This window comes from Sphingopyxis sp. SE2 (assembly GCF_032227185.1).
Classification (GTDB): Bacteria; Pseudomonadota; Alphaproteobacteria; order Sphingomonadales; family Sphingomonadaceae; genus Sphingopyxis.
In genome coordinates this window covers 2,241,034-2,260,464 of record NZ_JAPMXW010000001.1, presented here as the reverse complement: position 1 = coordinate 2,260,464, position 19,431 = coordinate 2,241,034, and the positions used below count along the sequence as shown (strand labels likewise).

Annotated in this window: 20 protein-coding genes; 12 read left to right on the top strand and 8 right to left on the bottom strand. The window is 65.6% G+C overall.

Annotation, left to right across the window (positions count from 1 at the left end; all coding sequences use genetic code 11):
- Genes OVY29_RS10750 through OVY29_RS10725 form a run of 6 tightly spaced genes read right to left on the bottom strand, consistent with a single transcriptional unit; the run spans nucleotide 1 to nucleotide 6,078 of the window.
- Nucleotides 1-915 (bottom strand): SDR family NAD(P)-dependent oxidoreductase, encoded by a 915-nt coding sequence (locus OVY29_RS10750; protein WP_313911331.1) that lies wholly within the window; start codon nucleotides 913-915, stop codon nucleotides 1-3.
- 10 nt (nucleotides 916-925) lie between these two features.
- Nucleotides 926-2,104 (bottom strand): acyl-CoA dehydrogenase family protein, encoded by a 1,179-nt coding sequence (locus tag OVY29_RS10745; RefSeq protein ID WP_313911330.1) that lies wholly within the window; start codon nucleotides 2,102-2,104, stop codon nucleotides 926-928.
- Between the two features lie 16 nt (nucleotides 2,105-2,120).
- Entirely contained in the window at nucleotides 2,121-2,984 is an 864-nt protein-coding gene (locus OVY29_RS10740) for a CoA ester lyase (RefSeq protein ID WP_313911329.1), read from the bottom strand.
- On the bottom strand, nucleotides 2,981-3,433 hold the full coding sequence (locus tag OVY29_RS10735) for a MaoC family dehydratase (RefSeq protein ID WP_313911328.1): 453 nt from the start codon (nucleotides 3,431-3,433) through the stop codon (nucleotides 2,981-2,983). The genes OVY29_RS10740 and OVY29_RS10735 overlap by 4 nt, the downstream gene beginning before the upstream one ends.
- A gap of 11 nt (nucleotides 3,434-3,444) precedes the next feature.
- Entirely contained in the window at nucleotides 3,445-4,644 is a 1,200-nt protein-coding gene (locus tag OVY29_RS10730; RefSeq protein WP_313911327.1) for an acetyl-CoA acetyltransferase, read from the bottom strand.
- A 3-nt stretch (nucleotides 4,645-4,647) separates the two neighbouring features.
- Nucleotides 4,648-6,078: a 3-oxoacyl-[acyl-carrier-protein] synthase III C-terminal domain-containing protein gene (locus OVY29_RS10725; RefSeq protein WP_313911326.1), complete on the bottom strand. Its 1,431-nt coding sequence runs from the start codon at nucleotides 6,076-6,078 to the stop codon at nucleotides 4,648-4,650.
- 139 nt (nucleotides 6,079-6,217) lie between these two features.
- Here OVY29_RS10725 and OVY29_RS10720 point away from each other — a divergent pair, with 139 nt between their 5' ends.
- From OVY29_RS10720 to OVY29_RS10675, 10 genes are all read left to right on the top strand, one after another.
- The gene (locus OVY29_RS10720; RefSeq protein ID WP_313911325.1) at nucleotides 6,218-7,105 is read left to right on the top strand and encodes an SDR family oxidoreductase; all 888 of its coding nucleotides are present in this window, start codon (nucleotides 6,218-6,220) and stop codon (nucleotides 7,103-7,105) included.
- A gap of 27 nt (nucleotides 7,106-7,132) precedes the next feature.
- Nucleotides 7,133-8,299, top strand: coding sequence for an acyl-CoA dehydrogenase family protein (locus OVY29_RS10715; RefSeq protein WP_313911324.1), 1,167 nt, complete (start codon nucleotides 7,133-7,135; stop codon nucleotides 8,297-8,299).
- A 103-nt stretch (nucleotides 8,300-8,402) separates the two neighbouring features.
- Nucleotides 8,403-8,888 (top strand): MarR family winged helix-turn-helix transcriptional regulator, encoded by a 486-nt coding sequence (locus tag OVY29_RS10710; protein WP_054735054.1) that lies wholly within the window; start codon nucleotides 8,403-8,405, stop codon nucleotides 8,886-8,888.
- Nucleotides 8,889-8,902: 14 nt separating this feature from the next.
- Nucleotides 8,903-9,667, top strand: a complete 765-nt coding sequence (locus OVY29_RS10705; RefSeq protein ID WP_313911323.1) for a glucose 1-dehydrogenase — start codon at nucleotides 8,903-8,905, stop codon at nucleotides 9,665-9,667.
- A 7-nt stretch (nucleotides 9,668-9,674) separates the two neighbouring features.
- On the top strand, nucleotides 9,675-10,094 hold the full coding sequence (locus OVY29_RS10700; RefSeq protein WP_313911322.1) for a PaaI family thioesterase: 420 nt from the start codon (nucleotides 9,675-9,677) through the stop codon (nucleotides 10,092-10,094).
- Nucleotides 10,091-10,885: an enoyl-CoA hydratase-related protein gene (locus tag OVY29_RS10695; RefSeq protein WP_313911321.1), complete on the top strand. Its 795-nt coding sequence runs from the start codon at nucleotides 10,091-10,093 to the stop codon at nucleotides 10,883-10,885. Before OVY29_RS10700 ends, OVY29_RS10695 begins: the two co-directional genes overlap by 4 nt.
- 18 nt (nucleotides 10,886-10,903) lie before the next feature.
- The gene (locus tag OVY29_RS10690; RefSeq protein ID WP_313911320.1) at nucleotides 10,904-12,148 is read left to right on the top strand and encodes an acetyl-CoA hydrolase/transferase C-terminal domain-containing protein; all 1,245 of its coding nucleotides are present in this window, start codon (nucleotides 10,904-10,906) and stop codon (nucleotides 12,146-12,148) included.
- A 12-nt stretch (nucleotides 12,149-12,160) separates the two neighbouring features.
- Complete coding sequence (locus tag OVY29_RS10685; RefSeq protein ID WP_313911319.1) at nucleotides 12,161-13,084, top strand: 3-keto-5-aminohexanoate cleavage protein; 924 nt, start codon at nucleotides 12,161-12,163, stop codon at nucleotides 13,082-13,084.
- 2 nt (nucleotides 13,085-13,086) lie between these two features.
- Entirely contained in the window at nucleotides 13,087-14,478 is a 1,392-nt protein-coding gene (locus tag OVY29_RS10680) for an AMP-binding protein (protein WP_313911318.1), read from the top strand.
- A gap of 14 nt (nucleotides 14,479-14,492) precedes the next feature.
- The gene (locus OVY29_RS10675) at nucleotides 14,493-15,665 is read left to right on the top strand and encodes an enoyl-CoA hydratase-related protein (RefSeq protein WP_313911317.1); all 1,173 of its coding nucleotides are present in this window, start codon (nucleotides 14,493-14,495) and stop codon (nucleotides 15,663-15,665) included.
- Here the strand turns inward: OVY29_RS10675 and OVY29_RS10670 are convergent.
- Entirely contained in the window at nucleotides 15,620-16,348 is a 729-nt protein-coding gene (locus tag OVY29_RS10670; RefSeq protein WP_313911316.1) for a MerR family transcriptional regulator, read from the bottom strand. The two genes, OVY29_RS10675 and OVY29_RS10670, sit on opposite strands and share 46 nt — an antisense overlap.
- Nucleotides 16,349-16,484: 136 nt before the next feature.
- Between OVY29_RS10670 and OVY29_RS10665 the strand changes: the two genes are divergently transcribed.
- Nucleotides 16,485-17,594, top strand: coding sequence for an alkane 1-monooxygenase (locus OVY29_RS10665; RefSeq protein ID WP_313911315.1), 1,110 nt, complete (start codon nucleotides 16,485-16,487; stop codon nucleotides 17,592-17,594).
- Nucleotides 17,594-17,941 carry a DUF2834 domain-containing protein gene (locus OVY29_RS10660; protein ID WP_167921602.1) on the top strand — a complete coding sequence of 116 codons (348 nt, stop codon included), beginning with the start codon at nucleotides 17,594-17,596 and terminating at the stop codon, nucleotides 17,939-17,941. The genes OVY29_RS10665 and OVY29_RS10660 overlap by 1 nt, the downstream gene beginning before the upstream one ends.
- 43 nt (nucleotides 17,942-17,984) lie before the next feature.
- Here OVY29_RS10660 and OVY29_RS10655 read toward each other — a convergent pair whose 3' ends face one another.
- The gene (locus OVY29_RS10655) at nucleotides 17,985-19,424 is read right to left on the bottom strand and encodes an aldehyde dehydrogenase (RefSeq protein ID WP_313911314.1); all 1,440 of its coding nucleotides are present in this window, start codon (nucleotides 19,422-19,424) and stop codon (nucleotides 17,985-17,987) included.
- Between the last annotated feature and the right edge of the window lie 7 nt (nucleotides 19,425-19,431).

The following is a 19,431-nucleotide window of genomic DNA, read 5'->3' as shown; positions in this document are numbered from 1 at the left end:
TCAGACCGGTTCCCAGGTGAAGACGTCGGCCGAGCGGTGGAGCGGGTAGAAGTCGTTCGCGAACTGGTCGAACACGCGCTCGGCGACCGTTTCGGGGGTCCAGCCATCGGCGGTATGCGCGGTGCGGATCGGGCGCGGCTGCGAGAAGAGGAATATCTCGTTGTTGCGCACCGCGAAAATCTGTCCCGTCACCTTGGCGCCGGCATCGGCGGTGAGCGCGACGACGAAGGGCGCAATCTTGTCGGCCTCGAGCTTCTTGAGGCCGTCGACGCGCTTCTGCTGCTCGGGCGTATCGGTCGGGATCGAGTCGATCATGCGCGTCCAGGCGAAGGGCGCGATCGCGTTCGAGCGCACGCCGAAGCGCTGCATGTCGAGCGCGATCGATTTCGAGAGGCCGACGATGCCGAGCTTGGCCGCGGCGTAATTGGCCTGGCCGAAATTGCCGATGAGCCCGCTCGTCGAGGTCATATGGACATAGGCGCCCGATGCCTGCTCCTTGAAGAAGGGGGCGGCGGCGCGGCTGGTGTTGAAGCTGCCCTTGAGGTGGACGGCGAGCACCGCGTCGAAATCGTCGGGGCCCATTTTGTGGAAATAGACGTCGCGCAGATTGCCGGCATTGTTCACCACCGCGTCGATGCGGCCGAACCCGTCGACCGCGGCTTTCACCATCGCGCAGGCGCCGTCCCAGTCGGCGACGCTGTCATGGTTGGCAATCGCCTTGCCGCCCATCGCGGCGATCTCGGCGACGACCTGCTCGGCGGGCGAGCCTTCGTCGCCGCCTTCGCCGGTCAGCGACACGCCGAGGTCGTTGACCACCACCGCGGCGCCGGCCTTCGCCATCTCGAGCGCGATGCCGCGGCCGACGCCGCGTCCCGCGCCGGTGACCAGCACGGCTTTTCCGTCCATCATTCCCATGGTCTTGTCCTCAATAGCTTTTGGGGAGATCGAGCACCTTCTCGGCGATGAAGCTCATGATCAGCTGCTCGGTGATCGGGGCGAGGCGGGTCAGCGCGCTTTCGCGGTAGAGCCGCTCGACATGATATTCCTTGGCATAACCGAAGCCGCCATGCGTCGCGACCGCCTGCCAGGCCGCGTCGTGACAGGCGCGCGCGGCGAGGAACTTCGCGCTGTTCGCCTCGGCGCCGCACGGGAGGCCGCTGTCGTAGAGGCGCGCGGCCTTCTCGACCATCAGCCAGGCGCATTCCAGATACATCCATTTCTCGGCGAGCGGGTGCTGGATGCCCTGGTTCTGGCCGATGGGCCGGTCGAAGACGATGCGCTCCTTGGCATATTGGGTCGCGCGCCGCAGCGCGTCGCGCCCGATGCCGATCGCCTCGGCGCCGATCAGCACGCGCTCGGGATTGAGGCTGTGGAGGATATAGGAGAAGCCCTTGCCCTCTTCGCCGATCCGGTCCTCTTCGGGAATGAACAGGCCGTCGATGAAGATCGCGTTCGAATCCACGGCCTTGCGGCCCATCTTGGGGATGAGATGGACGTCGATCTTGCTCCGGTCGAGGTCGGTGTAGAAGATGGTGATGCCGTCGGTCGGCCGCGCGCAATCCTCGAACTTGGTCGTGCGCGTGAGCAGCATGATCTTGTTCGCGACCTGGGCGGTCGAGGTCCACACCTTCTGGCCATGGACGACATAGCCGCCCGGCACCTTCTCGGCGAAGGTCTTGATGCGCGTCGTGTTGAGCCCGGCGTCGGGCTCGGTGAAGCCGAAGCAGCACTGGTCCTCGCCGGCGACGAGCCGCGGCACCCAGCGCGCCTTCTGCTCGGGCGTACCCTTCACGACGATCGGGTGCGGGCCGAAGAGATTGATGTGGATCGTCGACGCGGCGGCGAAACCGCCGCCCGAGGCCGCCACCTCGTTCATCATCGCCATCGCCTCGGTGACCCCGAGGCCCGAGCCGCCGAACTCCTCGGGCATGGTGATGCCGAGCCAGCCGCCGTCGGCCATGGCGCGGTGGAAATCCTTCGGAAACTCGCCTGTATTGTCTCGGTCGAGCCAATATTCGTCATCGAACGGCGCACAGACGGCGCGGACGCCTTCGCGGATCGCGGCGAGATCCTCTTCGGTCGGGAGCGGGCGGGTGGCAGTCATGTGCGTCTCTCCGTGGTCAGGCGCTGGCAAGCGTGCGGCGCGCAGCCTTCAAATGGGGAATATCGACCATCTTGCCGTCGATACCGAGCGTGCCGGCGTCGGGGTTCGCGGCAAAGGCATCGACGATCTTCTGCGCCTCGGCGATCTCTTCGTCCGAGGGACTGAAGCAGCGGTTGATGATCGCGACCTGGTCGGGATGGATCGCGATGCGGCCGGTGAAGCCGTCGCGCCGCGCGCGGCGGCAATCGGTCTCGAGGCCTTCGGGGTTACGGAAATCGGCGTAGAGCGTGTCGACGGGCGCGACGCCGGCCGATGCGGACGCATAAAGGCAGAGCGAACGGGCGAGCCGATAGGGATCGGTCCAGTGCCCATCCTCTTCCTTGTTGCCCGTCGCACCGATCGCGGCGGCAAGATCCTCGGCGCCCCAGGTCAGCGCCACGAGGCGCGGATGCGGCGGCGTATAGCTGCCAAGATTGAACATGGCGAGCGGGGTCTCGGTCGCAACGACGGCGATCTTGACGCTGCCTTGCGTCATGCCGGCCTTTGCCTCGAGGCGGTCGAGCTCTTCGCCGATGCGCGCGATGTCGGCCGCCCCATTGGCCTTCGGGATCAGCAGGCCGTCGAGCCCGGGCTTCACCACCGCGGCGAGATCGTCGAAGGTCATGCCGGTGTCGAAGGGATTGACGCGCACGAAGAAGGACCAGTCGCGCTGGCTGCGATCGTCGAGCAGCGCCGCGACCTGCGCGCGCGCGGCTTCCTTCATGCTCGGCGCGACGCTGTCCTCGAGGTCGAGGATGAGGACGTCTGCACCGATGCCGCTTGCCTTGGCGAATTTCTTCTCGCTGTCGCCGGGCACGAAGAGGAGCGAGCGCAGCCTCATGCGGGGCTCCGCATCATCAGTGCGCCGCGCAGCGTGCGGCAGACGATCTCGTCCTTCTGGTTGAGCCCCAGATGCTCGAAGGTGACGATGCCCTGCGTCGGGCGCGACTTGCTATCCCTGAGCTCGATCACCGTGGTGCGCGCGCGGATCGTGTCGCCGGCGAAGACGGGCTTGGGGAAGGTCGTCTCGCTCATCCCGAGGTTGGCGATCGTCGTGCCGAGCGTCGTGTCCTGGACCGTCACCCCGATGACGAGGCCGAGTGTGAAAATCGAGTTCATCAGCGGCTTGCCGAACTCGGTCGTCGCGGCATAGGCGTGATCGATATGGATCGCCGCCGGATTATAGGTGAGCGAGCTGAACAGGATATTGTCCATGTCGGTCACCGTGCGCCTGATCTCGTGATCGAAGACCTGGCCGACGCTGAACTGCTCGAAATAAAGTCCCGCCATAATATCTCTCCCTAGTCGAGGCGGCCGAGGATCGAGACCGCCGCGACGCTGTTGAACGGCGCGCCGCCAAGATTGTGCGTCAGTCCGAAATCGGCCCGCGACAGCTGCCGGTCGCCGGCGCGCTCCTTGAGCTGGTTATAAACCTCATAGGCCATCCGGAGCCCCGAGGCGCCGACCGGATGGCCGAAGCATTTGAGCCCTCCGTCGGTCTGGCAGGGGATCGCGCCGCCGCGGTCATATTTGCCGTCAAGGATGTCGAACACCGCGCGGCCCGGATCGGAGAGACCGAGATCCTCCATCGTGACCAGCTCGGTCACCGAGAAACAGTCATGCACCTCGGTCATCGAAATCTCGGCGCGCGGGTCCTTGATTCCGGCCTCGGCATAAGCGCGCCTGGCGGCGACCTGGGTGTTGCGCACCGAGGCGCCGTCCCACTCGCCATATCCCATCTCCCAGCCGTTGCTGGCCGACAACTGGATGGCCTTTACGACGACGGGGTTCGCGATGCCGAGGCTCTTTGCGATCTCGGGCGTGGTCACGATCGCGCAGGCCGCGCCGTCCGACACGCCGCAGCAATCGAAGAGTCCGAGCGGGTCGGCGATCATCGGGGCTTTGAGGATCGTGTCCATCCCGACTGTCTTGCGCAGATGCGCCTTGCCGTGGAGCGCGCCATTCTGGTGGCTCTTCCAGCTCACATGCGCCATCGCCTGCTTGAGATCGCCGCCATCGAGGCTGTGCGCGGCGCTATAGGCGCCCGCAAGCTGCGCGAAGGTGCCGGGCGCCGAACCATAGGGCATCCAGAGGTCGTTCGCGAGGCCCTTGGTTCGCAAGGGAAGGCCGCCATAGCCCGTGTCCTTCAATTTCTCGACGCCGAGGGCGAGTCCGAAATCGATCGCGCCCGAGGCGACGGCATAGACCGCGGCGCGCAGCGCCTCGGTGCCGGTCGCGCACATATTCTCGACGCGGCTTACCGGGATCGTCTCGAGACGGAGCGCGTGGGCGAGCGGGAGCGCACTGTTGCCGACATTGATGTCGTCGAGCGCATTGCCCATCCACGCGGCCTCGATCTGGCTGCGCTCGATGCCGGCGTCGCCAATCGCTTCCTCGAATGCCTCGATCATCAGATCGTCGGCGCCGCGGTCCCAGCGCTCGCCGAACACCGAACAGCCCATGCCGATGATCGCGACCTTGTCCTTGATACCCGTCGCCATCGCTCAGGCCTCCATCTGCGGCCGCTTCGCGGGCGCGCCTTTCCAGAAATAGGTCCGCATGCCGCGACGCTTGTCTACAGACTTGATGCGAAGCCGCATGCCGAGCGGGTCGCCGACCTTGAAGCCGGCGGGCCCGGCGTCGGTCAGTTCCATCAGGATGCGCGCGCCATTGTCGAACTGCACGAGGCCGAACCAGAAGGGCGGGTCGGGCGTGTAGTTGAGGCGGTCGGCGGTGACCGAGGCGACCGTCGCGGCGAGATCGGCGAGCCGGACATCCTCGAGGGCTTCGCGTCCCTCGGCGCCGGGGCGCACGGGGATCGCGGTCTTGGGGAATTGCACATTGCCCTTGGCGTCGCGCCCGCCGATGAAGCCGAGCGTGTCGCGGCCGTAGCGTTCGAGCACCGTCGCCTGCGCCTTTTGCTCGAATTCGGAGCGGACCCCGAAGTCGAGATCGAGCGCCCCCGAAAGCGAGAGGAAGCGCACATAGTCGGCGCTCGCCTCGCCAAGACCGAGCGCGGCACGCGCTTCCGCGGCGCCGGGGACTTTCGCATCGACACGGAATATGAGGGCATCGCAGCCGCTGCCGAAGCCAGCGAGCAGGACATGGTCGCCCGGGCGCGCGGCATCGAAGGCGAGAGCGAGCGCGAAGAGCGCATGCGCCGCGCCGAGATCTCCGGTCTGTTCGGCGAGCGTCGCGGCATCATTGGGCGCGGTGATGCCGGTCCGGCGCGCGATATCCTTCCACATGCCCGAGAGTGGCTCATGGACCGCGGCCCATTTGATGTCGCCGGGTGCAATACCAGCCCTCGTGCACGCCGCGAGGATGGCGGGAGCAATGATCGTCCCGCCCGCGATATCGCGTATGAACCGCTCCTCGCTCGCATAGGCGGTCTCATGTCCGCGCGCGGCATAGCTGTCGAGAAGGTCATGCGCCTCCGACGCCCAGCCGACCAGCTTCGCCGCCCCGTTGGTCCCGGTGCGCACGGCGCTGCCGCCGTCGCCATAGGCAAGGTGCGACGGGCTGCCGGCCTTGGCCGGGCGGCGTTCGCCCGCGGCGATCAGCGCATCGTCGGCGCCGAGCAATGCATCGAGCAGCGCGGCGACCGCGCAGCGGCGGCTGCCAGCGACGTCGAGGGTTCGCGTGCTGCGGGGAAGCGCAAGCGCGTCGACGAGCAGACTCGCATGGGCCCGGTCGATGAAGGGGGCCGACGTCGAGGCGAAGCAAACGCGTGCCGGCGGCGACTCGACGATGGCGCGACTCGCTTCGGCGGCGAGCGTGAACGCATCCTCGTCCCAGCCCGCGACGGTGCGATAGCCCGCCTGGCGTCCGCCCAGGCCGAAATGTCTCAGCGATTTGGCAGCCTGCGCCCGGTCTAGGCGCAAGAGCGGCAGATAGCCGCCGACAGCCACAATCGACCCCGGTTCATGGGTCACCTTTTGCTACCTCCCGCCATAGGTTCAGTTGTTTCCTGCAACCATCCTTGACAGCAATTTTGGAAGTTGTAAACTGGCTTACGAAATTCGGGTGACCCCAAGTCGCTCGCCAGGACCATAAACGGGGAAGAGGCTCACCATGGATATATTCCGGCCCGACGTGCTCGCGGGCAAATCGATTCTCGTGACCGGTGGCGGATCGGGGCTGGGCCTAGAAATCTCTAAGGCGCTGGCGGCCAAGGGGGCTACCGTCCATATCTGCGGCCGCCGCGCGAACGTGCTTGAGGAGGCGGCCGCCGAAATCGCGAAAGGCGCGGCAGGAAAGGTACATTGGCATACTTGTGACATCCGCGACGCCGATCAGGTCGACGCGATGGTGGAAGCGATGTGGAAGGTGGGACCGGTCACGAGTCTCGTCAACAACGCTGCCGCCAATTTCATCGCTCCGACCAAGGGTCTGAGCCCGCGCGGCTTTCGCGCCATCACCTCGACGGTGATGGACGGCAGCTTCCATGTCACGCTGGCGCTCGGCAAGCGCTGGATCGATGAAGGCATCAAGGGCTCGGTCGTCAGCAACCTCGTCACCTGGGTCTGGACGGGCTCGGCCTTCGTCGTTCCCTCGGCGATGGCGAAGACCGCACTCCACGCAATGACGATGTCACTTGCGGTCGAATGGGGCCCCTATGGCATTCGCCTCAATGCGACGGCCCCCGGGCCGTTCCCGACCGAGAGCGCCTGGGAAAAGCTCAACCCGATCCCCGATGCGAAATCCTCCGCGACGAGCGACGAGACGGTACCGCTCCGGCGCTACGGCGCGATGCCCGAACTCCAGAACCTCATCACCTTCCTGCTCTCGGACGGCTGCGACTATCTCACCGGCCAGACGATCGCGATCGACGGCGGCCAGCATCTCGCGGGACCCGGAACCTTCGCGGATCTGACCGGCATGACCGACGCCCAGTGGCAGACGGCGCGCGAGGCGATCGAGCAATCGACGCAGCGCGACAAGGCCAATCGGGCAGGCTGACGAACAAGAAAAACAGGGGCCTCGGCTATGATCGAACGCAATATCTTCAGCGAAGAACATGAAATGTGGCGCGAGAGCGTTCGCAAGTTCGTGGAAAAGGAAATCGTCCCCCATCATGAGCGGTGGGAGAAGGAGGGCATCGTCCCGCGTGAGCTCTGGCTGAAGGCCGGCGAGGCGGGCATGCTATGCTGCACCGTGCCCGAGGAATATGGCGGCCTCGGCCTCGACTATCTGTTCGATGCTGTCGTCTATGAAGAATTGTGGCGCGTCGGGGCGAGCGGGCCGGGCTTTCTGATCCATACCGATCTTGTGGCGACCTATATCCTGTCCTTCGGAAGCGAAGAGCAGAAACGCCACTGGCTGCCCAAGATGGTCCGGGGCGAGGCGATCGGCTCGCTCGGCATGACCGAGCCTCACGCGGGGAGCGACCTCAAGGCGGTGCGCACACAGGCGGTGCGCGACGGCGACGAGTTTGTGATCAACGGCCAGAAGGTCTTCATCTCGAACGGTCAGCTTTGCGACGTCATCGTGCTCGCGACCAAGACCGACAGCCAGGCCGGCGCGCATGGCGTGACGCTCTTCCTCGTCGATGCGGCGACGCCCGGGTTCAACCGCGGCCAGAATCTCGAGAAGCTCGGCATGAAGGCGCAAGACACGTCCGAGCTCTTCTTCGACAATATGCGCATTCCCGAGGGCGCGATGCTCGGCGGCGAGGGCGAGGGCTTCAAGCTCATGATGACCAAGCTGCCGCAGGAGCGCCTTGCACAGGCGATCCGCTCCGCAACGGTCACCGAAGTGATGCTCGAATGGACCGTCGACTATACCGCCGAGCGCCAGGCGTTCGGCCAGTCGATCGGCGATTTCCAGAACACCCAGTTCGTTCTTGCCGATTTGAAGGCGCGTTCGGTGATGGCGCGCGTCTTCACCGATAAGTGCATCTCGCTGTTTATGGAGGGCAAGCTCGATCCTGTCGACGCCGCGATGGCGAAGATGGTGACCTCCGAGCTTCATTGCGAGGCCGCGGACAAGTGCCTCCAGCTGTTCGGCGGCTGGGGCTATATGTGGGAATATCCGATCTGCCGGGCCTATGCCGATGCGCGCATCGTCAAGATCGCGGGCGGCTCGATCGAGATCATGAAGACGATCATCGCGCGCGAGATGTTCAAGGGCAAGCTTCAGAAGAACCGGGGCTGACCGGATTATGGCACGCGGTCCAAAAGATTCCGAAACAGTTCCTTTTGAAAATCTATCAATCGGGGCTAGCGGTGGCGGTGCAAACCAACACCAAGGATCTGCTGTGACCAAAGACCTCAACACCGGACTTCGCTTCGGCTTTCTCATTCACGACGTGTCGCGCCTGCGCCGCGTCGTGGTGGACCGTGCGCTCAAGCCGCTCGGCATCACCCGCTCGCAATGGTGGGTGCTCGCCTTCCTGTCGCGCCGCGACGGCATGACCCAGACCGCGCTCGCGGCGGACCTCGACCTCACCAAGGTCGCGATCGGCGGCTTGCTCGACCGCATGGAAGCGGCAGGGTTCGTCGAACGCCGCGCCGATGCGAGCGATGGCCGCGCGCGCCGCGTCTATCTCACCCGCGCCGGCAGCAAGATGGTGATCACCATCCGAGAGAATGTGGAGCAGATCGAGCTCCAGATCCTCGAAAATGTGTCGGAGGATGCGCTGAATCAGGCCGCCGCGACGCTTCTGACCATCAAGGAGACGCTCCTCGAACTCGCCGGAAGCGAGGCCGAGGCGCTGGGCTCCGATCCAGAATTTATGACTTAGCAATCAGGAGAGATATGGTGTTGGGTTTGCAGGGTAAGGTAGCGATCGTCACAGGCGGCGGTCAGGGTATCGGCAGGGCGCTTTCGCTCCGTCTCGCAGCCGAGGGCTGTAAGGTCGCGATCTTCGATCTCAAGCCCGAAGCGGGCGAGGAAACCGCGGGAATCGCGGGCGAGGGGGCGGTCATCAAGACCTATGCGCTCGACGTCAGCGACCAGGACGCGGTGAACGCCGCAGTCGAGGCGGTCGAGACCGATCTCGGTCCCATATGGGCGCTGGTCAATAACGCCGGCTGGGACAAGCCGTCGCCGTTTCTCGCGACCGACAAGACGCTCTGGGACAAGATCATTGCGATCAACCTCTACGGGCCGCTCTTCACCCATGCCGCTGTCGCACCGCGTATGGTCGCGCGTGGCGGCGGCCGGATCATCAATATCGCCTCGGACGCGGCGCGCGTCGGCACCAGCAACGAAGCAGTCTATTCGGCCTGCAAGGGCGGGCTGATCAGCTTCACTAAGTCGGTCGCGCGCGAGCTCGCCTCGAAGGGCGTGCTGCTCAACGTCGTCTGTCCGGGCCCGACCAACACGCCGATGATGGCGAGCGTGCTCGGCGAGGGTGAACAGGCGGTCAAGTGGAAGGACGCGATGGTTCGCGGCATTCCGCTGAAGCGCATGGGCGAACCCGAGGATTATGCGGGCATCGTCGCATTCCTCGCCTCCGACGACGCGGGCTTCATCACCGGCCAGACCTTCTCGGTCGCCGGTGGCATGAACATGATCTGACAAGATCATGTCCGAAGCGCCGCCTCCCGGCTATGCGCTCGTCGATCTAGGCAAAGGGTATAGCGCAAGGTTCGGACCGGTCTTCATCGACCGCTCCGGCCAGCGCATGGCCTTTCGCGTCGGCGAGCAGCATCTCAACCCCGTCGACACCTGCCATGGCGGGGCGCTCGCGACCTTTTCGGACGCGATGATCGTCGCGGTCTGGCCGGGCTGCGAGTCCGGCGCCGCGCACACGCCGACGATCACGCTCAGCGTCGACTACTTCGCGCCCGCGCCGTCCGGCGCGCTCGTCGAAGGGCAAATCGAGCTCGTGAACCAGACCCGCACGATGCTGTTCGTCCAGTCGCTGCTCACCGTCGAGGGACGCAGGATCGGACGCGCATCGGCGATTTACCGCAAACCCGAACCTTCAGGAGAGATAAGATGATCGACCCCAACACTTTCGAAGACGTGATTTACGAGGTCCGCGGCCGCGCCGCCTGGATCATCATCAACCGCCCGAAGCTCTACAATGCGTTCCGCGCTCAGACGATCGAGGAACTCATCGCCTCCTTCAAGCTTGCGGCGGACGACAAGGGCGTCTCGTCGGTCGTGCTGACGGGGGCCGGCGACAAGGCCTTCTGCACCGGCGGCGACCAAAGCGCCAAGGACGGCCAATATGACGGCCGCGGCATCGTCGGCCTGCCCATCGACGAACTCCAGTCGATCATCCGTGACATTCCCAAGCCCGTGATCGCGCGCATCAACGGCTTCGCAATTGGTGGCGGCCATGTCTTCGCGACGCTGTGCGACCTCTCGATCATGGCCGACACCGCGAAGCTCGGCCAGGTCGGCCCTAAGGTCGGTTCGGTCGACGCGGGCTGGGGCACGGCCTTCCTCGCGCGGCATGTCGGCGACAAGAAGGCTCGTGAAATCTGGTATCTGAACCTCCAGTATAGCGGGCAGGAGGCGCTCGAAATGGGTCTCGTCAACAGGGTCGTGCCCGCTGACGAGCTTGACGCCGCCGTCAACGAATGGACCGACATCATCGCGCAGCGCTCGCCTACCGCATTGGCGCTCGCCAAGCGCAGCTTCAACGCCGACAGCGATAATATCCGCGGCATTAGCCAGTTTGGCCTGAACGCGGTCAAGCTGTTCTATGACACCGAGGAATCGAAGGAAGGCATGCGCGCCTTCCAGGAGAAGCGGGCGCCCGACTTCCACAAATATGTGAAATAGGGCGGACGAGCGACCGACATGGCTCCCGTACCCTTCGATCCCGCCGATATTGCCGAGCTGTTGCCGGCCGGCGGGCGCGTGCTGGTGACGGGAGCCTCGGGCGAATCTGTGCTCCTTGCCGAGGCGGTGATGGCAGCGGGCGAGGCGATCGGCGCGATGACCTTCACTGGCATCTTCGTGCCGGGGCTCAATCGCCATAGCTATCTTGCGAGCGCTACGGCGCGCGTCGAGACCTTCTTCGTGACCCCGCCGCTCAAGAAGGATCTGGGCGGGCGCGTCGAACAGCTGCCGCTTTGCTACAGCGACATCCGCCGTCGGCTCCGCAATATCGAGATCGACGCGCTGATCTGCATGGTGACGCCGCCCGACGGTGAGGGCCTCTGCAGCTTCGGCCCTGCGGTTGACTTCGCGGCCGAACTCTGGCCGCATATCCCGATCCGGATCGCGCACATCAATCCCGCGATGCCGCGAACGCGCGGCGACAGCGGCATCCCTTTCAGCGCGCTCACCGCCTATGTCGAGCAGGCGGCGGGATTCGACGGCGAACCCGACGGCACGGCCGATCCCATCGCCGAGGCGATTGCTGGCCATGTCGCACCCTGGATCACCGATGGCGCCACGCTTCAGACCGGGGTCGGCAATGTGCCGGGCGCCATCTTGCGCGCGCTCACCGGTCGGCGGAACCTGCGTATCCACAGCGGGCTCGTCGGCGACGAGGTTGTCGATCTTCTCGAGGCGGGCGCGCTGGCATCGGGGCAGGCGGTCACCGCGGGTGTCGCGATCGGCTCTCGCCGGCTCTACCGTGCGATCGAAGGGACGGAATTCGCCTTTCTTCCCGCCGCGGTCACGCACGACCGCGCGATCATCGCGGGCATTCCCAATTTCGTCGCGATCAATTCGGCGCTCGAGGTCGATCTTCTCGGCCAGGTCTTCTCCGAATTCGGGCCGCGCGGGCTGATATCGGGTCCGGGCGGAGCGCCCGATTTCACGGCGGGCGCGCGGCAGGGCGGGGGGCTTCGCGTCATCGCGCTGCCGGCCGCCGCCGATGGCGGAGCCATCAGCCGCATCGCGCTTCCCGGCGCCTCGTCGGGCCCAGTCACGCTCGGCCGCATGGACAGCGACATCATCGCTACCGAGTTCGGCGCCGCCGATATCCGGGGGCTATCCTACGACGAGCGCGCCGAAGCGCTCGTCGCCATCGCCGCCCCGCAGCACCGCGAGGCGCTGACCGCCGGTTGGCGCGCCTATGCGGCGAAACTTTGAAAAGGACGAAATATGAGCAAGGTCATCATCAGCTGCGCGATCACCGGATCGATCCACACCCCGTCGATGTCGCCGCATTTGCCGGTGACGGCGGAGGAGATCGCGGCAAGCGCGCTCGCCGCCGCCGAGGCGGGCGCCGCGATCGTCCACCTCCACGCGCGCAATCCCGAAGACGGGCGCCCCGACCAGAGCCCCGAGGCTTTCGAGCCCTTCCTCAAGGTCATCAAGCAATCGTCGAATGTCGTGGTGAACCTCACGACCGGCGGCTCGCCCTATATGCCGGTCGAAGAGCGGGTACAGCCCGCCGCGGTCTGGAAGCCCGAAGTCGCAAGCCTCAACATGGGGTCGATGAACTTCGGGCTGTTCCCGATGCTGAAGCGCTACAAGGAGTTCAAGCATGAGTGGGAGCCCGCCATGCTCGAAGGAAGCCACGATCTCGTCTTTCGCAACAGCTTCAAGGACATCCGCTACGCGCTCGAAACGCTGAACGCGACCGGCGCGCGCTACGAGTTCGAATGCTACGATACGAGCCATCTCCATAATCTCCATTATTTCTGGACCGAGGGCCTCGTCCAAGCGCCGCTGTTCATCCAGACCTGCTTCGGGCTCCTTGGCGGCATCGGCCCGCACCCCGAAGAAGTGCTGCACATGAAGCGCACCGCCGACCGCCTGTTCGGCGACAATTATCGCTGGTCGGTGCTCGGCGCCGGTGCGTCGCAAATGAAGATCGCGGCGCAGGCAGCCGCGCTTGGCGGCCATGTCCGCGTTGGCCTCGAGGACAATCTCTGGCTCGACAAGGGTGTGCTCGCCCCGAGCAATGCCGCGCAGGTGACGCGTGTGCGCAAGATCATCGAAGGCCTTGGACTGGAAGTGGCGACGCCGGACGATGCACGGGAGATTCTCTCGCTCAAGGGCGGCGACAAGGTCGGCTTCTGACGATGCGCACCCTCGCCGACGTTCCCGCAGCCTTTCCGCCCGATCGCCTCGCGATCGTGCACGGCGCGGCGCGCTGGACCTGGGGCGATCTCGACCGGCGTTCGGCGCAGTGGTGCGCGTGGCTGGTCTCGCGCGGAGTGACGGCCGACGATCTCGTCGCCTTCGCGCTGCCCAATGGTCCCGACTTCATCGCGCTCGCGTTCGGCATCTATCGCGCGGGCGCCACCCCGGCGCCGATATCCTGGAAGATCACGGCGCATGAGCGCACAGCGATCATCGCCGTCATGCAGCCCCGCCTCGTCGTGGGCGGGGAGGAGGGGCCTGCGCCGGGCGATCCGCAGGGCGAAGCTTCGAGGCATGTCGCGGCATCGTGGAAGGCTTGTACGAGCGGCGGCAGCACGGGCGTGCCGAAGGTCATCGTCGACGGGAGAAGCGCAGGCTTTCCCGAGGGGACCGACTTCATCGGAATTCCGGCGAACAGCTGCGTGCTGGTACCGGGGCCGCTCTATCATAACGCGCCCTTCAGCGCGGCGGTCTTCGCCCTCTGGAAGGGCTCGGCGATCGTCACGATGGACAGGTTCGATGCCATGGCGGCGCTGGGGCTGATCGACGACGAGGGCGCGACCTGGGCGCTGATGGTCCCGACGATGATGCACCGGATCATGGCGCTCACGCCGACGGCGCGCGCCTGTCACGACCTCTCGCGCTGGGCGATGGTGGTCCACACGGCGGCCCCGATGGCGCCCTGGCTCAAGCAGGCCTGGATCGAATGGTGCGGGCGCGATCATATCTGGGAAGTCTATGGCGCCACCGAGGGTCTGGTGCGCTGCTGGATCGGCGGGCGCGAATGGCTTGAGCGCCCGGGTTCGGTCGGGCGTCCGATCGGCGGCGGGCGCCTCCGGATCCTGCGCGAGAACGGGCAGGAGTGCGAGGCCGGGGAGGAGGGCGAAGTGTTCGCCATGCCCCCCGGGGGGCCGGGCTCGACCTATCGCTATATCGGCGCCGAACGGCGGGCCACGTCCGATGGGTGGGAATCGGTCGGCGATATCGGCCGGCTCGATGCCGATGGCTATCTCTACCTTGCCGACCGGCGCACCGACCTCATCATCTCGGGCGGCGTCAACGTCTGGCCGGCCGAAGTCGAGGCGGCGATCCTCCGACACCCGGCGGTCCGCTCCTGCGCCGTCGTCGGCATTCCGCACCCCGATCTCGGTCAGGCCGTTCATGCCGTTGTCGAAGCCGATACCGGCGCGCTCAGCCTCGCCGAGCTTGGCCAGTTCCTCAATCCCTGGCTTGCGCGCGAAAAGCATCCGCGCAGCCTCGAAATCCGGGCCCAGCCCGTGCGCGACGACGCCGGCAAGGTCCGTAAGGGCCAGCTTGCGCCCGCCTCCTGACCGAAGGACATATGATGACCAATCCGCCACCCGCCATGGAACAGTTCCGGCTCGAATTTCAGGACAATGGCCTCGTCCATCTTGTCTTCGACGCGCCGGGACGGACGATGAACGTCTTCTCGAACGCCGCGATCCATGAGCTCAAGGCCTTTGCGGCCTGGCTCGGTACGAGCGATGTCCTCGGCGTACTTGTCCGGTCGGGCAAGGACAATGCCTTTTGCGCAGGGGCCGATCTCACCGAACTCGGCGTTGCATATGACATGATCGTCGCGGCGCCGGCGCGCGAACGCTTCACCATCGCCTTCGACCATTTCTTCCCGCTGAGCGCTGCCCTCCGCGCGCTTGAAACCGCCGGCAAGCCGGTGGCCTCGGCGATTGCCGGACTCGCGCTTGGCGGCGGCTGCGAGCTTTCGCTCGCGACGCATTACCGTGTTCTCGCCGACAGCCCGCGTGCTGCGCTTGGCCTCCCGGAATCGCTCGTCGGTCTGCTTCCCGGCGCGGGGGGGACGCAGCGGCTCCCGCGCCTCGTCGGCGTCCAGGCCGCCCTGCCGATCCTGCTCGAGGGCGCCCGCCTCGCTGGACAGGCGGCGCTTGATGCAGGCCTTGTCCATGCGCTCGTCCCCGAAGGGGAGGAAGTTGCAGCCGCCGAGGCCTGGCTTCTCTCGCGGCCCGAGGCGGCCCAACCCTGGGACCAGGAGGATTGGCTCGACTCCGCTCCGGCTTCGGTGTCGGCTCAGATCGATCCGGTGCGCGCCCGCGTGATGGCGGAGACCGAGGGCTATTATCCGGCGCCGATCGCGATCCTCGACTGTATCGAGTTCGGTCTCCCGCAATGCTTCGATGGCGCGATCCGCAGCGAAATGGCGATCTTCGCGCATCTCATCCAGCGCCCCGAACCGCGGAACATGATCCAGACGCTCTTCCTCGGGAAGACCGACTATGATCGGCACGCCCGCAAGGAGACGCTTCCGGCCTTCATTGCCGATGTCGTAGCGGCCTTGCAGCCCTTGAAAGGCCGCTTAGGTGACGTGGCTGCGCGCGAGAGCGCCGCCGAAGCCATTGCACCCTTTGCGGACGGACGCGCCGACGAGGATCTGCGGATGGCCGACTATGCGGTGGTCAGCCAGCTTGGCTATCCGGCCTATTTGGGCGGTCCGTTCGCCTCGCGCCGCGCTGCGTCGACATGACCGGTGACGTCGTCGAAATGGATGTAGCGCATCAGGCTCTTGAGGCGGAGAAGCGCGAAGAAGTCGACCATGTGGCGGATGCCGGCATGGAAGATCCGCGCGGCCTCGGCGTCGTCCATTCGTCCCTCGGTCGCATCGATGAACCGCTGCGATTCCTCGCGGGCGACCATGTCGGCGGGCTTGGCGTAGAAATCGACGACGGTCGGAGGAAACCCGTTTTCCTCGGTATAGCCCTCGGCGCGCATCAACTGCCAGATCGTGACGATGCGGCTGTCCATGATGCTGAGGGCAGGGCCTTTGGGCGTGTCGAGGATCTCGACGATCCCGAGACCCTGAAAGACCTTCGCGTCATGCTCGGCATAGGGCCAGGCCGCGGTCAGCGTTTCAAGCAGGACCTCGCCGTCCATGCCGACGCGCGCGGCGACCAGCGCCTCGAGGTTGCGGAAGGCCGCGGCATCGACCCGGCCTTCGCTGTTCTGCCCGCGTAGCGCTTCCTTGATCTGGGGCAGGGTGAGGCCGTCGTCGCGCTGAAGCTTGCGAACCGCGAGCACGGCCTGGACATGCGCCTCGCCATAGTCGGCGACATTGGGTGCCGGGCGCTCCGGCTCCGGGAGGAGCCCGTGCCGAAAGTAAACCCGGATCGTCTCCCGGTGGACCCCAGTCCTTTTTTCGAGATCGCGCATCTTCACGCGCCCCGAATAAGCCTTCCCTTGCGCCGAGGGCAACGCAAAAAATCGCTCATAAGTCGTCAAATGATAAAGTGCTTTATCGTAATGCGTATATATGTTACGCATTGAGTCGGAGAGAGGAGTTCCGACGATGGACTATACGCGTTATTATGTACCCGTGCTCGTGCAGCTCGCCGCTTATGCGGGGTTCGCGCTCGGCGGAAACTGGGTTTTCATCGGCATCGCCTCGCTCCCGCTTCTCGGCCTGATCGACTCGGTTCTCGCCAATGATATGCGCCCGCGCGAAATGAAGCGTGGCCTGATGGCGGACCTTCCGGTGTGGCTCGCGACGATCCTCGCCGTCGGTCTCTATTTCATGGCGGCCTTCTGGGTCCGCTCGGCCGAAGCGATCACGCCCTGGCAATATGCCGGTGCGATCCTCTCGCTTGCCTGGATGAGCGTTGTCCCGCTGGTACCGGCCTCGCACGAACTCTATCATCAGCGCGGCAAGCTGCGCCGGTTCATCGGAACCTATTCGCAGGTCTGCTATCTCGACTGCACCCGCGAGATCGCGCATGTGACCGGTCACCACCTCGACGTCGCGACCGAACATGACGGCGATACCGCTCGGCGCGGGGTCTCGCTTTACGCGTTCACAGGGAATGCCGTCATTCAGAGCACGCGCGATGCGTGGCGGATGGAAAGCGACAGCCTCGAAAAGCAGGGCTATGGACGCTGGTCGATCCGCCACCGCATCTGGAAGGCGCTTCTCGCGCAGCTCGTCATGCAGAGCCTCGTTTTCCTGATCGGCGGCTGGACGGCTGTTGCGGTGGTGCTCGCGGGTATGGTCGGCGCACGCTTCTGGGTCGAAAGTTTCAACTATTTCCAGCATTACGGGCTCATCCGCATCGAAGGCGGCGCAATCGCCCGCCGTCATGTCTGGAACCATCTGAAGCCCTTGTCGCGCGTGATGGGCTTCGAAATCACCAACCATGCCGACCACCACACCGACAGTTTCGCGGCCTTCCACGAACTGCGTCCCGACCGCCAATGGATCCCGATGCCGAGCGTCTTCGTCTGCTTCTTCTCGGCGCTCATCCCGCCCGTCTGGCATAATATGGTGATCAAGCCGGCGCTGAAGAGGTGGGACAATGAACTGGCGACGCCTGAGGAACGCGAGCTTGCGAGGGCGCAAAACCGCGCCGCGGGCTGGCCCGACTGGTTCGACGAAAAGCCTGCAGGCGCCTGGGCCGCCAGCTGATGGCCGCGCGCCACCTGCTCTATATCCTGATCGCGGTCGCCTCGGCGGCCGCGGCCTGGTTTCACGGGATCGCGTGGGTGAGGGAGGGCGGCAATCTGCTGCTCCTGCCGACCTTCTTTCTCGATGCCTATCGCAGCGGCAGCGCCGCCGCCTTTCTCACCATCGACATATTGGCGGCCTGGGCGGTCTTCATGATCTGGGTCGTGCCCGATGCGGTGCGGATCGGGCTTGGTGCGCGCAAGGGCTGGCTCTATTTCGGCCTGTCCTTCATCGGGACCTGCTTCGCCTTCCCGCTCTATCTGGTCGCGCGCGAACGCCATCTCGCGAAAGCCGGCACGGCCGGCTGAGCGCGGCGAGCGGACGGGGCGCCGCGCGGCGGCGCCCCGGGGCTCATCCCATCACATAGATTGATTTGGTGCGCTGGTAGCCGGCGAGCGTTTCGGGGCCGAACTCGCTGCCCATGCCGCTCGCCTTGATCCCGCCGAACGGCGAGCCGAGCGACGGCATATAGCCGTTGACCCCGATCGTTCCGCTCTCGACCTTCCGGGCAACGGAGATGCCGCGTGCCTGGTCCTGGCTCCACACCGAGCCACCGAGCCCGAATTGCGAGGCGTTTGCGATCCGCACGGCATCGGCCTCGTCGGTGTAGCGGATGATCGAAAGGACGGGACCGAAGATCTCTTCCTGCGCGATCACCGCATTTTCGTCGACATCGGCAAACACGGTGGGTTCGACGAACCACCCGCTGTTGTGGCCCTTGGGTCGGCCGCCGCCGGCAACGAGCCGGGCTTCGTCGCGGCCCTTGGCGATATAGGATTCGACCCGGTCGCGGTGCGCCGCGGACGCCATCGGTCCCACATGCGTCGCCGGATCGAGCGCGTCGCCGACCGTGAAGCTCGACACGGTCCCCGCCACCGCTTCGACGATCTCGTCATAGCGCCGGTCGGGGACGAGAAGGCGTGTGCCATTGTAGCAGGCCTGTCCGTTGTTCAGCATGCTGACCATCGGAATGGCCGGCAGGAAGGCTGCGAGATCGACATCCTCGAGAAGCAGTGCGGCGGACTTGCCGCCGAGTTCGAGGGTGACCGGGCGGAGGAGCTGGCCGCATTGCGCCGCGATCGCGCGCCCCGCGCCGGTCGAGCCGGTGAAGGCGACCTTGTCGACCCCGGGATGCGAGACGAGATAGGCGCCGACCTCGCGGTCGGCCGCGACGATGTTGATGACGCCGGCGGGCACGCCGGCGGCCAGCGCGGCCTCGGCGACGAGATAGCTATCGAGAACCGTACCGGGCGAGGGCTTGATCACCAGCGTGCAGCCGGTGAGCATCGCGGGCGCGATCTTGCTGAAAGCGAGCGTTACGGGGAAGTTCCACGGCACCACTGCCGCAACGACGCCGACCGGCGCGCGCTCGACAAGCGTTTCCTGGCCCATTTGCGAAGGGCGGCTTTCACTGAGCATGATGCCGTCGGCGAGGCTGGCATAATATTGGAGAACGCCCGCCGGGAATTGCGCCTCGAGCATGTTGGCGAGAGTCACCGGCATGCCGTTCTGCAGGCTCACAGCCTCGGCGATCGCACTGCCGCGCGCGACGAGTTCCGCCATGAAGCGCAGCATGATCTCGGCGCGGTCGGCGGGCTTCATCCTTGGCCAGGGCGAATGGTCGAAGGCGTGCCTGGCCGCCGCGACTGCGGCATCGATGTCGGCTTCGCTGCCTTCGGGTACGGTCGCGACCTGTTCTCCGGTCGAGGCGTTCTGGATGCGAAAGGTCCGGTCCGACGCGGGCTTGACCCACTGGTTGCCGATGAAAAAACTGCTGCGATCGAGGCTCATCCCATTC

What these genes read in the sequence shown, in the direction of transcription:
- OVY29_RS10750 (WP_313911331.1), bottom strand. Translation starts at nt 915, where the DNA reads ATGGGAATGATGGACGGAAAAGCCGTGCTGGTCACCGGCGCGGGACGC.
- OVY29_RS10745 (WP_313911330.1), bottom strand. Translation starts at nt 2,104, where the DNA reads ATGACTGCCACCCGCCCGCTCCCGACCGAAGAGGATCTCGCCGCGATC.
- OVY29_RS10740 (WP_313911329.1), bottom strand. Translation starts at nt 2,984, where the DNA reads ATGAGGCTGCGCTCGCTCCTCTTCGTGCCCGGCGACAGCGAGAAGAAA.
- OVY29_RS10735 (WP_313911328.1), bottom strand. Translation starts at nt 3,433, where the DNA reads ATGGCGGGACTTTATTTCGAGCAGTTCAGCGTCGGCCAGGTCTTCGAT.
- OVY29_RS10730 (WP_313911327.1), bottom strand. Translation starts at nt 4,644, where the DNA reads ATGGCGACGGGTATCAAGGACAAGGTCGCGATCATCGGCATGGGCTGT.
- OVY29_RS10720 (WP_313911325.1), top strand. Translation starts at nt 6,218, where the DNA reads ATGGATATATTCCGGCCCGACGTGCTCGCGGGCAAATCGATTCTCGTG.
- OVY29_RS10715 (WP_313911324.1), top strand. Translation starts at nt 7,133, where the DNA reads ATGATCGAACGCAATATCTTCAGCGAAGAACATGAAATGTGGCGCGAG.
- OVY29_RS10705 (WP_313911323.1), top strand. Translation starts at nt 8,903, where the DNA reads ATGGTGTTGGGTTTGCAGGGTAAGGTAGCGATCGTCACAGGCGGCGGT.
- OVY29_RS10700 (WP_313911322.1), top strand. Translation starts at nt 9,675, where the DNA reads ATGTCCGAAGCGCCGCCTCCCGGCTATGCGCTCGTCGATCTAGGCAAA.
- OVY29_RS10695 (WP_313911321.1), top strand. Translation starts at nt 10,091, where the DNA reads ATGATCGACCCCAACACTTTCGAAGACGTGATTTACGAGGTCCGCGGC.
- OVY29_RS10690 (WP_313911320.1), top strand. Translation starts at nt 10,904, where the DNA reads ATGGCTCCCGTACCCTTCGATCCCGCCGATATTGCCGAGCTGTTGCCG.
- OVY29_RS10685 (WP_313911319.1), top strand. Translation starts at nt 12,161, where the DNA reads ATGAGCAAGGTCATCATCAGCTGCGCGATCACCGGATCGATCCACACC.
- OVY29_RS10680 (WP_313911318.1), top strand. Translation starts at nt 13,087, where the DNA reads ATGCGCACCCTCGCCGACGTTCCCGCAGCCTTTCCGCCCGATCGCCTC.
- OVY29_RS10675 (WP_313911317.1), top strand. Translation starts at nt 14,493, where the DNA reads ATGACCAATCCGCCACCCGCCATGGAACAGTTCCGGCTCGAATTTCAG.
- OVY29_RS10670 (WP_313911316.1), bottom strand. Translation starts at nt 16,348, where the DNA reads ATGCGCGATCTCGAAAAAAGGACTGGGGTCCACCGGGAGACGATCCGG.
- OVY29_RS10665 (WP_313911315.1), top strand. Translation starts at nt 16,485, where the DNA reads ATGGACTATACGCGTTATTATGTACCCGTGCTCGTGCAGCTCGCCGCT.
- OVY29_RS10660 (WP_167921602.1), top strand. Translation starts at nt 17,594, where the DNA reads ATGGCCGCGCGCCACCTGCTCTATATCCTGATCGCGGTCGCCTCGGCG.
- OVY29_RS10655 (WP_313911314.1), bottom strand. Translation starts at nt 19,424, where the DNA reads ATGAGCCTCGATCGCAGCAGTTTTTTCATCGGCAACCAGTGGGTCAAG.